Below are 15175 nucleotides of genomic sequence, written 5' to 3' on the forward strand. Positions count from 1 at the left end.
ATGGAAAATTTCTGGCAGAGCTGCTCTACCCAGTTGGAGCAGGAATTGACGCCTCAACAATTTAGCGCGTGGATAAAACCGCTGGCGCCACTCGATTACGAGGATGGACGATTGCGCATCGCTGCGCCGAATCGCTTTAAGCTGGATTGGGTAAAAACGCAGTTCGCCAGCCGCATCACGACCCTGGCGCACCAATATTGGGAGGCGCCGATCGAGGTGGTGTTCGTGCTCGATCCGCGCAAGTCGGCGCCGGCCCCTGCCAGCTCCAGCATGCCGGTTGCTATTAATAATAGTAACGAGCAGGCCGGCGCGCAGTCGTCAGCAGCCAGCGGCGGCAGTTATGGCAACAGCAACTTCGACCGCCTGCCGGAAGTGCAGACCGAGAACAGCACCGCCAGCGCCCGGCGCGACCAGTCGCGCATCAATACCGCCCTGAGTTTCGACAGTTTTGTCACCGGTAAAGCCAACCAGCTGGCGCGCGCGGCAGCGATCCAGGTCGCCAATAACCCCGGCGTTTCTTACAACCCGCTGTTCCTGTACGGCGGTGTCGGCCTCGGCAAAACCCACCTGATCCACGCCATCGGCAACCAGCTGCTGGCCGACAATCCGAACTCGAAGATCCGCTACATCCACGCAGAACAGTACGTTCGCGACGTAGTGACTGCTTACCAACGCAAGGGTTTCGACGACTTCAAACGCTATTACCATTCGCTTGATTTGCTGCTGATCGACGATATCCAGTTCTTCGGCGGCAAGAGCCGCACCCAGGAAGAATTCTTCTACGCCTTCGAAGCGTTGATTGCAGCAAAGAAACAAATCATCATCACCAGCGACACCTATCCGAAAGAAATCACCGGCATGGATGACCGCCTGATTTCGCGTTTCGACTCGGGCCTTACGGTGGCCATCGAGCCGCCGGAACTGGAAATGCGGGTGGCGATCCTGCTTAAAAAAGCGGCATCCGAAGGCGTCACCTTCTCCGACGACGTCGCGTTTTTTGTTGCCAAACATCTGCGTTCCAACGTCCGCGAACTGGAAGGCGCACTGCGCAAGATTCTTGCTTACTCTCGTTTTCATGGCAAAGACATCAGCATCGATGTGGTCAAAGATGCATTGAAGGACCTGCTGTCGGTACAGAACCGCCAGATCTCCGTCGAGAACATCCAGAAGACCGTGGCTGACTTTTTCAACATCAAAGTTGCCGATATGTACTCGAAAAAGCGCCCGGCCAATATCGCCCGTCCGCGCCAGATTGCGATGTACCTTGCCAAGGAACTGACCCAGAAAAGCCTGCCGGAAATCGGCGAACTGTTCGGCGGCCGCGACCACACCACGGTGTTGCACGCAGTCCGCAAGATCGCCGGCGACCGCACCAAGAATCCGGAATGCAACCACGAATTGCACGTGCTGGAACAGACCCTGAAGGGCTGATGTCGATATGCCGGGCGATTGTGCACGTTGCCTGCGGCCCTGTGGATAAGTTTGTATAGGGCAAGCTGAAAACTGGGCGGCGACTGTGGTTTTTTTGTCGATTGTGTGAAACGCAGCAGCTTGTTGGTTTATTAACTAACAATCGCAAAAAAGCCGGGAAACGGCGCAGATTTCCGGGCCGGATGGGTCCGTAGAGGGTCGATTTAAGTTACATTTACAGACTGCTTACCAAGCATTCAAACCCGTACTTCAGCAAGCAGCAATATTTGATTTTTAAATAACAAGGATATAGCTATGCAATTGGTCAAAACCAACCGAGATACCCTTCTCCGGCCACTGCAGATCGTGAGCGGTATTGTCGAGCGTCGGCACACATTGCCGATTCTGGCCAATATCCTCATTCGCAAAGAAGGCGAAAAGGTCTCTTTCCTGTCGACCGACATCGAAGTGCAAATCACCACCAACGCCAACGTCGGCAGCGGCGGCGAAACCGCAGCCACCACCGTTGCGGCACGCAAGCTGCTGGACATCCTGCGCGCCCTGCCAGACACCGGCGAAGTCTCGCTGACCCTGAGCAACAAACGCATGACCGTGCAGTCCGGCAAATCGCGTTTTGCGCTGCAAACCCTGGCCGCCGAAGAATTCCCGACGGTAGCCCAGGCAGACCATTACAACGCCACCGTCACCCTGCCGCAAAAGACGCTCAAGCACCTGTTCAACATGGTGCACTTCTCGATGGCGCAACAGGATATCCGTTACTACCTGAACGGCTTGCTGCTGGTCCTCGACGGCAAGAACGTCATCGCGGTCGCCACCGATGGCCACCGCCTGGCGTTTTGCCAGGTCGCCACCGAACAAGAGTTCGCGCGCCAGGAAGTCATCATCCCGCGCAAGACCATCATCGAACTGCAGCGCCTGCTGGAAGAAACCGACGAACCGGTCCAGCTCGAAATCGCCAACAATCAGGTCAAGCTGTCGTTCGCCGATATCGAACTGATCTCCAAGCTGGTCGAAGGCAAGTTCCCTGACTACACCCGCGTGGTGCCGAAGGGCTACAAGAACGATTTCACCATCAGCCGCGACCAGCTGCTGCGCTCACTGCAACGCGCCGCCATCATGACCAGCGACAAGTTCAAGGGCGTGCGCTGGGTAGTCACCCCAGGCAGCCTCAAGATCAGCTCCACCAACGCCGACCAGGAAGAAGCGATCGAAGAACTGGAAATCGATTACGGCGGCGATAGCGTCGACATCGGCTTCAACGTGACTTACCTGCTCGACGTCCTCAACAACCTCAAGGGCGACAACGTCAACATCGCCCTCGGCGACGCCAATTCCTCGGCACTGATCACCGTGCCGGAAAACGCTGACTTCAAATACGTCGTCATGCCGATGCGGATCTAGTCTGCATAAAAACAGGGCGGAAAGCATCGAGCTGTTCCGCCCTGTTTACTTGTAAAAATAGCACTCAGCCCCAATATAAGCAGTTCCGAAGTAAGCTTTTCAGAAGGTAGCCATGTCATCAGCCCCAGACAACACCAATCAGCCGCAACCCAATGCATACGGAGCGTCCTCGATCCAAATTCTCGAAGGCCTGGAAGCGGTACGCAAACGCCCCGGGATGTACATCGGCGACACCTCTGACGGCACCGGCCTGCATCACCTGGTGTTCGAAGTGCTGGACAACTCCATCGACGAATCGCTGGCCGGCCACTGCACCGAAATCCACGTCACCATCCACGCCGACAACTCGATCTCGATCACCGACAACGGCCGCGGCGTGCCGACCGGCATCAAGTTCGACGACAAGCACGACCCGAAACGCAGCGCCGCCGAAATCGTCATGACCGAGCTGCACGCCGGCGGCAAGTTCGACCAGAACTCGTACAAGGTATCCGGCGGCCTGCACGGTGTGGGTGTGTCTTGCGTTAACGGCCTGTCCAAGCTGCTCAAGCTGACCATCCGCCGCGACGGCAAAGTGCATTACATGGAATTCGTGCGCGGCGTCCCGCAAAACCGCGAAACCGAAACCATCGACGGTATGCTGGTCTCGCCGATCAAGGTCATCGGCGACACCGACAAGCGCGGCACCGAAGTCCACTTCTGGGCCGACGAAGAAATCTTCACCCACGTCGAATTCCACTACGAAATCCTGGCCAAGCGCATCCGCGAACTGTCCTTCCTCAACAACGGCGTGCACATCAAGCTGACCGACCAGCGCACCGGCAAGGAAGAAAACTTCGCCTTCGAAGGCGGCACCCGCGGCTTCGTCGAATACATCAACAAAGCCAAGACCGTCCTGCACCCGACGATTTTCCAGGCCACCGGCGAAAAAGACGGCGTCAGCGTCGACGTCTCCATGCAATGGAACGACGCCTACAACGAACAAGTACTCTGCTTCACCAACAACATCCCGCAACGCGACGGCGGCACCCACCTCACCGGCCTGCGCGCGGCGATGACCCGCATCTTGAACAAGTACATCGAAGAACATGACTTCGCCAAGAAAGCCAAGGTAGAAACCAGCGGCGACGACATGCGCGAAGGCCTCACCTGCGTGCTGTCCGTGAAAGTGCCAGAGCCGAAATTCAGCTCGCAAACCAAAGACAAGCTGGTCTCCAGCGAAGTGCGCCTGCCGGTAGAAGAAATCGTCGCCAAGACGCTCAACGACTACCTGCAAGAACGCCCGAACGACGCCAAGATCATCTGCGGCAAGATCGTCGAAGCCGCCCGCGCCCGCGACGCCGCCCGCAAGGCGCGCGAACTGACGCGCCGCAAAGGCGTGATGGACGGCCTCGGCCTCTCATCCAAACTGGCCGATTGCCAGGAAAAAGACCCGGCGCTGTGCGAACTCTACATCGTCGAGGGTGACTCCGCGGGCGGTTCCGCCAAGCAGGGCCGCGACCGCAAATTCCAGGCCATCCTGCCGTTGCGCGGTAAAGTGCTCAACGTCGAAAAAGCCCGTTTTGAAAAGATGCTGTCGTCGGAACAGATCACCACCCTGATCGCCACCCTCGGCACCAGCATCGGCGCCGACGAGTTCAACGCCGACAAGCTGCGCTACCACCGCATCATCATCATGACCGATGCGGACGTCGACGGCGCCCACATCCGCACCCTGCTGCTGACCCTGTTCTACCGCCAGATGCCGCAACTGGTAGAGCGCGGCCACATCTACATCGCCCAGCCGCCGCTGTACAAGGTCAAGCACGGCAAGGACGAGCGCTACCTCAAGGACGACGCCGAAGAAGTCTCCTACATGATGCAGGTCGCCCTCAACGACGCCGCCCTGGTGCCAAGCGAAGGCGCGCTGCCGATCAGCGGCCCGGCCCTGGCCGAGCTGGTGCGCCAGTACAACATGGCCAACTCCATCATCACGCGCCTGACCCGCGCGGTAGACGGCGCCGCCCTCACCTCCATCATGACCGGCGTCACGCTGAAGCTGGACACCCTGGCCGACGCCGAAGCCTCGGCCCAGGCCCTGCAAGCGTCGATCAACGAGCCATCGGTACAAGTCGTCGTCAAATCCGACGAACTCTCCGACAAGCACGCCCTGCGCATCCAGCGCCGCTACCACGGCAACATCAAGGTCAGCGCCATCGACAGCGATTTCGTCGCCAGCCCGGACTACACCGTGCTGGTCAACGCCGCAGAAACCTTCAAAGGCCTGATCGGCCCAGGCGCCCTGATCCGCCGCGGCGCCGGCGAAAAAGTCAAAGAGTCAGCCATCATCGATTTCCACCAAGCCATGGCCTGGCTGCGCGACGAAGCCGAACGCGGCGTCAGCAAGCAGCGCTATAAAGGTCTGGGCGAGATGAATCCATCGCAGCTGTGGGAAACCACGATGGATCCGACTGTGCGCCGCTTGTTGAAGGTGCAGATTGAGGATGCTATTGCTGCAGATCAGATCTTCATGACGCTGATGGGGGATGATGTTGAGCCGCGTAGGGCGTTTATTGAGTTGAATGCGCTGCAGGCGGGGAATATTGATGTTTGATTTGTAAGCTGCAGTGTCAGCAAACCATTTTTGTGCCTTCGCGTTAGTAAGAATATGGCGCAATCGTCTAAGATAAACTAGGTACTTGACCATGTCCGATGCGATTAAACCAAATGCGGTGGCGCGTAGAGAAGCTTTGATCCTTTCTGAGGAACTCCTACGGAATATTGAGCTTTCCGAGATTCCTTTGACGAATGCGGTGTTAAAAGCGTCGCGCTTGGCGCGGCTCCTAAATGAGTTTGAGTTTCAGAAGATTTTTGAGTACGAGGCAGGTGGCTATCCATCAACGCCAGAAGGTGTAAGTCCTGAAATTTGGACATATCTGGAGTCCGCAGGTCGGATATTCCAGGATAAGAACAGCGAAGGGGAGATCAAATCCTTTGGTGTGATGGAGTCAATTGAACAGCTTGAAGCAAAAGTGGAAGGGACTAAGCTAGGTCTCGACGCTGCTCGAGACGCGAGTGTGTCAATATCATCGGCGAACCCACATCAGTTTGTTAGTGCTGTTAAAGGTAATGCGGTAGAGCGAGGAAAACTTCATACAGAGCTGCAAAGAGCAGTTAAGCGCTTGGGTACTCGACGCGCATTCCTACACAGTTACGTCGTTCAACGAAATCTTGAGCTTAAATTTTCTACAATTGCTAGCGATGCATTTTCACGTATTCGTGAGCTTGTCGATAAGTCGGTAGGCGATCTTCTTCCCTCAACTGTACAAAAATTCACCGCTATTTACGAAAATCTTCAGTCAGAGAATCCTGAAGATTGGTCGAACGCAGTACACGGCTGTCGACGCGTGCTTCAAGACCTGGCTGATGTCGTTTTTCCTGCTACAGACCAACCCCGAAATATAGACGTTGGTGGGAAAAATCGTGAAATTAAGTTAGGTCCGGACAATTATATTAATAGATTGATTTGTTTTGTTGAGGATAACTCGACTTCGGGAAGAACCCAGGCAATAGTTGGCTCTCAAATGTCGTTTCTGGGTGATCGCCTTGATGCCCTTTTTCAGGCTGCACAAAAAGGATCTCATGCAACTATTGCAAGTCGCGAAGAAGCTGATAGATATGTGGTTTATACCTATATGGCGGTTGGAGATCTTTTGCAATTGCGCACCGATACTGATCAGGGGGGCAGAAAAACAGCTGTCTCTGAAAAACTAACGGTGGACATAAACTCAGCTATGCAATAAAACAATGAATGTCTATTTGAGCTAAATTGACTTAAGTATAGTGTGCGGTGTTACTCAAAATTATGAGAAATCGGGTGGATAGAAAGCTGTAGCGATATTTCTTAGGCTTCAGCCAGCATTTGTCGAATGCTGACAAGAGCATCGCTCAAAATCGGTAATCGGACTAGAACCTCATCGGAAGGCCGAGTGCTTAATGTAGAGATCTCTGCGTTAATTTGGTCAAATAGTGCAAATGCTGCTGCCCTTAGCGAGCGAGCTCGACGAATATGGCGACGAGTAGGGCGATTTAGTGCCATAAGATCGATCATATATTGTGATGGTTTCCGCAATGATTCTAAATTTCCCCCCTCATCAATACGAAAATAATCAAGTAGATGTTCATTGAATGGGTCAACGAAACCGTTTAGCCCGTCTTGGGCTGTCCCATCTTTTTCAGGCCACCAGTCAGATTTGAGTTGATTACATTTGGGGCACGCGAGCACTAAGTTGCAGGGATCATTCTCGAGCTCAGGAAAATGATTCTTCGGCCGGAAATGATCAAGATTCATGCTCTCCCCGCCTACTTCGACAACCAACACGTCGCAATATACGCAACGATGCTGACAATCCTCAGCTATTTCTTCGTAATAGGCGGAATAAGTTGCGTACCGTTCTCCATTTTTCTTAGTTTTATAGGCTGTTCTACGAGCAATTTTAGGAAAATACATATGGTCGCCTGTCATTTCAATGAATTCGAAATCTTAGCGAGCGCTGCTTGTGCTGTATCCAATTTTCGTCCGAGTTCAGTACTATCAAGTAATTCGGAAAATGCGATTTTTCGCTCACGCTGAAAACTTAGTTGTTGAAATTCCTCACTTTCAGCGGCAGTTAACGTGTCTTTATATCCTTTTCGCAATAGCTCTTCAAACCTAACTTCGCGTTCGACGAGAATATCTTGGAATACATTTATGTGCCGCCGCAATCGGGCCGCAATTGCATGCAATCGATTATCTTCACTTAAGTCATCCTTAGCGAGAACATATTCGATGTCTCCCAAAGCACCGTCTACATCATCAACAAAATTTGTCAAAATATAAATGGGAATTTTATGATCAGTTTGACGAATTGCGCCGGCAAGCTGAGTCCCAACATATGTCGCTGTGCCGGCAGCAAATAATTTTTGATCGATGACTATAGAGACGACTGGATGATAGGATTCAATTTTTTGAATCATCTTTTCTATCGTTTGATCGGGGGATATTGGGGTAACTTGAATTTCATTTCCAAAGCATCGCTGCAGTCGTTTTCCCATCGTGCGCAATGCCATTTCCTCTTCATCTATATAAAGCACAATTGGTTTCATTGCTCACGCTCGACAGGTATAGTAATAATAAATTCAGCTCCACCAATTCGACTGTCTGAAAGTGCTCTAATCGCTCCGCCGGAGTGTTCATTGACAAACGTTCTTACAATGGACAAGCCCATACCCGTCCCAACGGTGTTTCCTCTATCGTCCCTTCTGGTGCTATACATAGGGTCAAAAATATGTTCTTCAGAGCCCTTCTCGATCCCTTGTCCACTATCTAAAAAGCGAATTTCAATTCCCGAAGAAAGATTTTTCGCTTTGACCTGTATCGTTCTCTTATCATGTTCTGTTTTTGCCATAGCCCATACCGAATTCGATATCATGTTTACGAAGATGCTCTCCCAATCAATTTCATAAGCTTTTATAAATGCCAGGTCAGTTGATACCTCTGATAGATCAACCTTAATTTTTTGACGCTCAAGAGATTCGGCGAGGGCAGCGAAGACACGCTCGACAACCGCGCTAATACTCACTTTACTTTTCCTTCGCTTTTCTGTTCGCACATTACCTAGGGAAAAGGACGCAAAATTTTTAACAAACTTAGTACTGCTAATTATTGTATCAATGTCCTTTAATACCTCGATCTCGATCTCAGGTGTGACCATAAATTTTCCATCTAAAAAATCGTGTCGTAATTCCGCCGCCGCTGCCGCTGCCAGATTGCAGAATTCTTTGGCCTCATGTCCAAAGCAAACCGTCAGAATTCCTATTGACGCTAGGTTCGCTAACGTATCTTTTTCTCGTTCTAGTTCTTCGCGTTTCTGATCATAAGCAGCTTTTTGTTTTTCTGATGCAGCTTGTGTCGCAGCCACCAGTCGCTCCATTTCTTCGAGCTTCTCTTTAAACTCTTCGTGCTGTACTAATTCGCTATCTGCTACTGCTTTACTGAGGTTCGCGACGGCTTCACGACTCTTATCAATTGATTCGCTTAGTTCCGTCGCAGTCGATTCGACGGGATCAATTACTACCTCCATACGAGCGTATTTTGTAGCAATGATTTCGAATGTGGAAAGAACCTTAAGAACGAATGCACGCATGTCTCGGAAGGCATCGGATTCAACCATACCTTCACGATTGGCTTGATCGATAAGTTCGCTGTTCTCAATGCGACTGATGAAAATAGCCCCCAATAATTGCCTAGGCCCTACTTTCCATGGTCCTTGACGTATGCCAGATGGATTGCTTGCTTTACGCAAACCCAGATCAAGCCAATCTCCTCTACCGGTTGGTTCACCATATGGGCGAACGCGAAAATTATCTCGGTAGACTCGCACCCCATGATGGAGGTCCATAAACTGACTCCAATCTTTGCGCTTTACACTGGTTGAAACAGACGAGCTGGGTTGGGGAATATAATAGAACTGCAGAGATAGTGGGCCGCAGGCAGGTTGCCCATTACGTTCAGGAAGCCATTCTTGCCAAGATACACTCAAGGGTGTCGGGCCGATTTTCTTATGCGGTTGAGTGTAGCTAACAATAATTTTCCCCTCATTGTCCAAGCTAGCATCTATAGCCCAAACCGCTGCGTCAAGATATTTTTCCGAACTTAGTTTTCCATCGAGGTGATGAATACCACTAGTAAACTCGATTGAGAAATCTGCGACATCGGTGAATGGACTGACCAGCATAGACAACTCATTACGCAATTCAGATAGACGAAGTTTGTCCCACTTTTCTTTGAGCCCAACAAGGATAAGCCTTGTACCACTCGTTTTATTTTTAAAGAAACTACTATATTTATTATTCGACAAAGCATCGATTTTATAGATCTTGTGGTTTATGCTTGAAATTGTTGCATCGCGACTATTGTAACGACTCCAATTGATGTGTACTTCGAGGACATGGTCCATCTCTGCGGTCTTCGTTTGAAGAATCATTTTTTTGCACAAACGATCGATTCCCAATCGACCTAAGCCTTTGGCACCTGTCATAACTCGTTGTTTGCGGACGGAGCGCTCATTATCAACTTTGTGTTCGGTTCCAATGCGAAGCCAAACGTTCTCCAAAGTAGTTAAGTCCATTCCATCGCCATCATCTTCGATCTGAAGTATCTGAATAGGTGCTGAGCGCTTGACGAAAGTTATTAGAACATTTTCGGCGTTTGCGTCATAGGAGTTCTTTATGAGTTCCCCAATCGCAGCGGTAGAGCTAGCAATGCTTTCTCTTCCCAGCTGCAACGGTAAACGGGCCGCTATGTCGAATGGCAGACTTTTCAACAATGTTCTTGTCATTATCATTTCCTATTTTCCCCAAAGACAATTCATCAAAGGGGTGATTCAGCGGCTGTAACCATATTGCGATTGCAGTAAATATTAGCGTTCAACAGTCAAATTACCAACGTCGGTCAAGGATGATGAAAGTCTGAAAGCCGTATTGATTGCCGTCTCCATTTCCATGCCTTCCTTCAAGAATCGAGTTAGATAAATTGGGGACGGTAGTGGTAGTTGATTCAGTTCAAATATTGATACGTTCGTAGCTCCGGAAATGCAGCGAAAATTTCTATCGATTAATGCTGAAGAAAATAATTGAGTGAGCGTCTCTGTTGACACAATTGGAGTTGGTGAAGTCGCTTCAAGGATTACAACGTGATTTTCCCCGATAAATCCACCAAACTGCGCTGTAATGTCATTTGGAACGCATGCTGTGACTAAACGTCTCGATTGGTCATTTGATGTAACTCGCTGAAGCAACACAGCGGGATTTCGCACAATTGAGCGATGATTTGGGTCAGACATATCAACAAAGGCAGGTTCATCGTTATGCTTGGTACAATTTAAAAACTGTACCGTGCCGCCTTGTTCTATATCGCTAGACCATAACAAAGGAATGGCTTTTTTCGCCAGAGCATTTATAGCCTGTTGTAGGGTAAAAAAAGTGGATCGCTTGTCGCGATTCCAAACAAATGAGCCGACTCGAGCGATATAACCGTAATCCCTTATTCTGAAAGGGCTAGCGAAAGCATCAGCGAGAATTGCTACATCTTCGGCTCTGCGCGGAATTGGCCACGTTAATCCGTCCCCTGGTAGGATTGATCTTCCGATTGTGTGGTTTTCCCCATTTTCGTGTATCACCGAAATTTCAACGTTTGAAGCCTCAATTTGACCTTTGAGGGAACGCTTTAGCAGCGTTAAGGCGGTTTCTTGTTCAACATCGATAAATACACCTGATCGCTCACTAACCACTCCGATTCGTAAAATTTGGGATCGACTCAATAAAAAATGACGCAGTTTCGAAAATGATTTTCCAGATAAGTAGCTCATTGGAGTTATCAGACTGACTATGCCAGATTCTTTTACCAGTTCCAAGCACAGGGCAATAAAGAGGCCGTATAGATTTGGTTGGTGTTGCATAACAGACGAAAATTCATTCTGATACAGATGAATCTCATCCGTTGTTAGCTTACGGTACGGTGGATTGCATACCACAACGTCGATTTTTGCGAACATTGGAGAGACAGAGGTAAGCGAGTTTGCACTTGAGATATGAAAAATCGGCTCGTAGTTCTCTGAAAGGATTTCATTTGCGAGGACCATTCGCAAGAAGAATTGAGATATGCGGCAAAGAATCGGATCAAGATCCGTACCGAACAGATTTAGCTCAATATGCTTCAGAATTTCAAGAGATGTCTTACCGCGAGCATACAACGAGTTCTTCATTCGTTGAGCTACGGGAGCTAAGAAGGCCGCGCCTCCACACGCAGGGTCAAAAAAAGAGTTTTCCGCAAAGGATATGCCGGCGGTTTCAAGATCGTCTAGCATCCTCTTCGTCAAAGATGGGGGCGTAAAGAACATTGCGTATGATTTACGATATTTTTTCCCCATCCAAATAGAGTATGCTGAGCTAATCCAGTAAGCTGAGTCGAGCATTTCTTTCGTTTCGAGCCAGGCCAAGAAACTTAGAATGTGAATATTGGTAGCTACCTGATGGGCATTTTGGAGTTCTCCAGGGCTGAAATCTGCAAAAATTCTTCGACTCCAACTAACAACTAGCGTTTCAGCGACTGTGCCACAATTTAAAGCGTCCGAAATTACGTGGGAAGCAATATTGCGGACGTGCTTATAAAATTCCGCTCTTTCTTGGTTTCGAGACTGACGTTTGGAAACAAGTGCATCACGAGGCATCATGCAATCCACAGGGAACATTCCCAAGCTAGATGGAGTCCGTCAAATGCAAAAACTTCCATTAACTTCGGAGAAACAATGATTGATAATTGATTCACAGGTATAAATCTCTGATTGTACCGGCGAAAATGAGCCTGAGTGTAGCGCTTCGGCACAATCATTTGTGCTGCCAAACTTTGAAGGTATGGGGGACAGCTATCAGATGGGGTCGCGTTTGCTACGATAAACTGGCGCTAGTAAGTCATCGCCAACTGTAGCCAGCATCAATTACCAGTTCGCTGCCAGTAATAAAACGCCCTGTTTTCGACACTAGATATAGAACAGCGGCAGCCACATTGCTGCTTAACCCGATATCTTCAGTTTGACGACTCTGTTTTATGTCAATTAAGGTCTGCGTCAAATCGCCCTCCTTGCGCATAGCCGCCTTCGCTGCAAAATCCGCAGAGGTTTGCTGGCGGCCTGTCATGTCGCACAACGACAATACATTGACGATCGCTCCGCCACCCGCCCTTTCCATGGCGTCGACAACGTGCTTGCTACACAAAATGCTGCCGTTGACGTTGAGCTGCATAGCACGCTGCCATCGCGCAATCGATGCTCCTTGGACAGGCGGTGGATCGGCATCGACGCCGGCGCTGTTGATGGGATGCGGGGTCAAGTCTTGCAATGACATATTACGTAGTCGGCGCAATCATCGAATGCGTTATTGCAAGACTTGACCCCGACATTCTGACCCCGACATTCTCACTAATCCCGGAACGGGATTAGGTGAGTATGCGAGTAGCGCTTTGTTCAAAAGGTGGTCGAAATGACTCTGTTGAACGATAACAGCACTAACGCTAAAGTCCGCTAAAAAGCTCAGCCACTGTGACATTCAATGCGATAGCCAAAGCTTCAATCGCAGACAGAGAGGGATTGCGCACCCCTCTCTCAATTCCACTGATGTATGTGCGGTCAAAACCACACAGGTCGGCAAATCCCTCTTGAGAAAGAGCCCGCTCTTTCCTCAATTCTCTTATGCGTTCACCGAAGCGTATGGATAAAATTTTCACATAAGCATTAGCGCATTTTGTAGACTAATCGAACACGGACTAATCGTCACATGTTACGTTGTAGACTAATCGGCACTTTTGGGCGGCGCGGGTTCTGAGCAATTCAAGGTCTCACAAGGCTGCTTTGCGAAAATTTTATCTTGAGCCCTGCCGTCTCCACGGAATTGCCGATTGTTCGCCCTGACTTCAGACAATGGCAAAGGAGTTCCTTGTGACAAACATCCGTACACGACCTACAGAATCCGCGGCATCTGCTTCAGACTGTTCCGAAGCGATCAGCAAATTCGCCACGAATATTCAGAATCGACTCACCGTGTCCTTTTATCAGGAGGATGACCCCGAAATCTTCTGGATACGACTGCATGGTGCGGGACTCAAACGAGCCGGTTTTGCGCCTCATTCATCGTTGCGCGTCAGAATTATGAGCGGCTGTCTTATGATTACCAGCGAATAAGGCCAAGCGTTCCCTCAATTCAGGGCGGCACTAGTACCTCCACTACCGCGATGTCCTGCAGACGATGTTTTGGGCGCGCACCTCGGCCAGTAGCTGATTCCAGTCGTCCGGAGGATGGCCGCTCTTCAACGTTATGCGGAAGACTCGGCAGGCATCGTCGCTGCTCTCATAGGCGTACTTGATGCTTTCGCTGTTCATCCACGCGCAGACAATCACTTGGCTCGGTGCGCAGAATTCGGAGTCAAGTCTTGCAATTACATATTATGCAGTCGGCGCAGTCATCGAATGCGTTATTGCAAGACTTGACCCCGACCTTTCGAGTTAGAGCTCAAACAATTCATAAGAATGGAATGATGTCCGCCAGAATGTGTGCAAACACGGCCGAAAATAACGAACCCGTTCTGACGTAATTGAGGCTCAGCACTAGGCCAAAGGCCAAGATTGAGATTGCTCCAAGTGGTCCTTGATAAAGGTGATAAAGCACTCGCACTAGTAGCGACACCCCCATCGCAATTGAAAGACCATAGCTTCTCAATCCGCGCAGGAGGAAGCCGAGTAAAAATATTTCCTCGTACGCGCCGTTTATCAACGCCACTAGGACAACGGTCGATAAGGAAACAGATGCATGCGACACCATGCTATCGATAGGCTGAGCTCCTTGGCTAGATACGAATGGTGCGGTAAACACCCACACGGCTACCAATGTCGCCACATAAGTAGCGATCCCAACCGCAACCCCGACGAGGGACGGCGCCGGATAGAGCGTAGAGATTGCGAATCCTCGGATGTACAGGACCAGAAACGCAATGACTCCGAGGATCAGTTCCATGACGATGATGGAATACAGATTTGCATCTGTAAATACGCCGCTGTTGAAACCTGCGGATACCGACTGAATTGAAGAGTAAATTGCCAAGCCGAAGCAGATCATCGCAATTGAAAAAGCCTCGAGCGGGCTTGTAGTCGTGCGCAGCGTGGAACGCATTCATGAGTCCTAACTAGTTTTGTGCGGGGAAAAACCGGGCGTCCGTATATCACGACAACTACGGTCAAGCTTCCTGTGCGCCCTATCGACTGATCTCGCCATTGGCAAACGTCGTTTGTCGATCAGTTCTTGCCCGGTGTATTTTGAAAAGAGGATGCTCGTCTTTGATTTAACGTAGAGGCGAGCGACGCATTTGCGTTACAGCGTCATCGATGTGCAGGATTTGTAGCCGCTGCCAGCCATTAATATGTCCTTGCAGGTTGAAGTGTCGGCTTATTGCCACCCCAGAGCCTATTGCACAGATAAGGAGAGTTCGCCCCGTAACAATTATTTGGCCGATAGCTGTTCAAATTTAATACGAAGCCATTTTGAGACATGCATGCCTCACTCTGGCTAGCTTGTTCTTTCGTTAGGTCGTTTGCCAATGCTAGATTTTTGTAACCACATGACTGCATTGCATCTTTAGCGTCCTGAATAGAAGCGCCTTGTTTTTCCCACGCTTCGAATATGTATTTAGGCGGCTGATAGGAATCTTGGGCCATTGAGGTACAACCTGCGATGGCAAAGGAAAAAAGGGCATATAACAGGTAAGTTTTCATTTTTG

Annotated in this window: 14 protein-coding genes; 5 read left to right on the plus strand and 9 right to left on the minus strand. The window is 50.0% G+C overall.

Annotation, left to right across the window (positions count from 1 at the left end; translation table 11 throughout):
- From dnaA to CFter6_RS25860, 4 genes are all read left to right on the plus strand, one after another.
- Nucleotides 1-1431 carry a chromosomal replication initiator protein DnaA gene (dnaA, locus tag CFter6_RS00005; RefSeq protein WP_061538190.1) on the plus strand — a complete coding sequence of 477 codons (1431 nt, stop codon included), beginning with the start codon at nt 1-3 and terminating at the stop codon, nt 1429-1431.
- A 294-nt stretch (nt 1432-1725) separates the two neighbouring features.
- Entirely contained in the window at nt 1726-2832 is a 1107-nt protein-coding gene (gene dnaN / locus CFter6_RS00010; protein WP_061538191.1) for a DNA polymerase III subunit beta, read from the plus strand.
- A 112-nt stretch (nt 2833-2944) separates the two neighbouring features.
- On the plus strand, nt 2945-5425 hold the full coding sequence (gene gyrB / locus CFter6_RS00015; protein WP_014003997.1) for a DNA topoisomerase (ATP-hydrolyzing) subunit B: 2481 nt from the start codon (nt 2945-2947) through the stop codon (nt 5423-5425).
- A gap of 91 nt (nt 5426-5516) precedes the next feature.
- Nucleotides 5517-6614 carry an AbiTii domain-containing protein gene (locus CFter6_RS25860; protein WP_167351324.1) on the plus strand — a complete coding sequence of 366 codons (1098 nt, stop codon included), beginning with the start codon at nt 5517-5519 and terminating at the stop codon, nt 6612-6614.
- A gap of 101 nt (nt 6615-6715) precedes the next feature.
- Here CFter6_RS25860 and CFter6_RS24665 read toward each other — a convergent pair whose 3' ends face one another.
- The 6 genes from CFter6_RS24665 to CFter6_RS24675 form a co-directional block, all read right to left on the minus strand.
- A complete protein-coding gene (locus CFter6_RS24665; protein WP_167351325.1) occupies nt 6716-7321 on the minus strand; it encodes an HNH endonuclease in 606 nt (201 codons plus the stop codon).
- A gap of 11 nt (nt 7322-7332) precedes the next feature.
- Nucleotides 7333-7956 carry a hypothetical protein gene (locus CFter6_RS00025; RefSeq protein ID WP_150118556.1) on the minus strand — a complete coding sequence of 208 codons (624 nt, stop codon included), beginning with the start codon at nt 7954-7956 and terminating at the stop codon, nt 7333-7335.
- Complete coding sequence (locus tag CFter6_RS00030; RefSeq protein ID WP_061538193.1) at nt 7953-10190, minus strand: sensor histidine kinase; 2238 nt, start codon at nt 10188-10190, stop codon at nt 7953-7955. Before CFter6_RS00030 ends, CFter6_RS00025 begins: the two co-directional genes overlap by 4 nt.
- Before the next feature lie 81 nt (nt 10191-10271).
- A complete protein-coding gene (locus tag CFter6_RS24670) occupies nt 10272-12083 on the minus strand; it encodes an HsdM family class I SAM-dependent methyltransferase (RefSeq protein WP_236904469.1) in 1812 nt (603 codons plus the stop codon).
- 238 nt (nt 12084-12321) lie between these two features.
- Nucleotides 12322-12753 (minus strand): SDR family oxidoreductase, encoded by a 432-nt coding sequence (locus CFter6_RS00035; protein WP_082814479.1) that lies wholly within the window; start codon nt 12751-12753, stop codon nt 12322-12324.
- 166 nt (nt 12754-12919) lie between these two features.
- The gene (locus CFter6_RS24675; protein ID WP_082814480.1) at nt 12920-13132 is read right to left on the minus strand and encodes a helix-turn-helix domain-containing protein; all 213 of its coding nucleotides are present in this window, start codon (nt 13130-13132) and stop codon (nt 12920-12922) included.
- A gap of 193 nt (nt 13133-13325) precedes the next feature.
- Between CFter6_RS24675 and CFter6_RS26870 the strand changes: the two genes are divergently transcribed.
- Nucleotides 13326-13586, plus strand: a complete 261-nt coding sequence (locus CFter6_RS26870) for a SymE family type I addiction module toxin (RefSeq protein WP_150118557.1) — start codon at nt 13326-13328, stop codon at nt 13584-13586.
- 42 nt (nt 13587-13628) lie between these two features.
- Here CFter6_RS26870 and CFter6_RS25340 read toward each other — a convergent pair whose 3' ends face one another.
- The 3 genes from CFter6_RS25340 to CFter6_RS25345 form a co-directional block, all read right to left on the minus strand.
- Nucleotides 13629-13784: a type II toxin-antitoxin system YhaV family toxin gene (locus CFter6_RS25340; RefSeq protein WP_150118558.1), complete on the minus strand. Its 156-nt coding sequence runs from the start codon at nt 13782-13784 to the stop codon at nt 13629-13631.
- 139 nt (nt 13785-13923) lie between these two features.
- Nucleotides 13924-14571: a CPBP family intramembrane glutamic endopeptidase gene (locus CFter6_RS00040; protein WP_082814481.1), complete on the minus strand. Its 648-nt coding sequence runs from the start codon at nt 14569-14571 to the stop codon at nt 13924-13926.
- Nucleotides 14572-14813: 242 nt separating this feature from the next.
- Entirely contained in the window at nt 14814-15170 is a 357-nt protein-coding gene (locus CFter6_RS25345) for a hypothetical protein (protein ID WP_150118559.1), read from the minus strand.
- Nucleotides 15171-15175: the final 5 nt, after the last annotated feature.

The sequence above is a fragment of the Collimonas fungivorans genome, assembly GCF_001584145.1.
GTDB classification, from domain to species: Bacteria; Pseudomonadota; Gammaproteobacteria; order Burkholderiales; family Burkholderiaceae_D; genus Collimonas; species Collimonas fungivorans.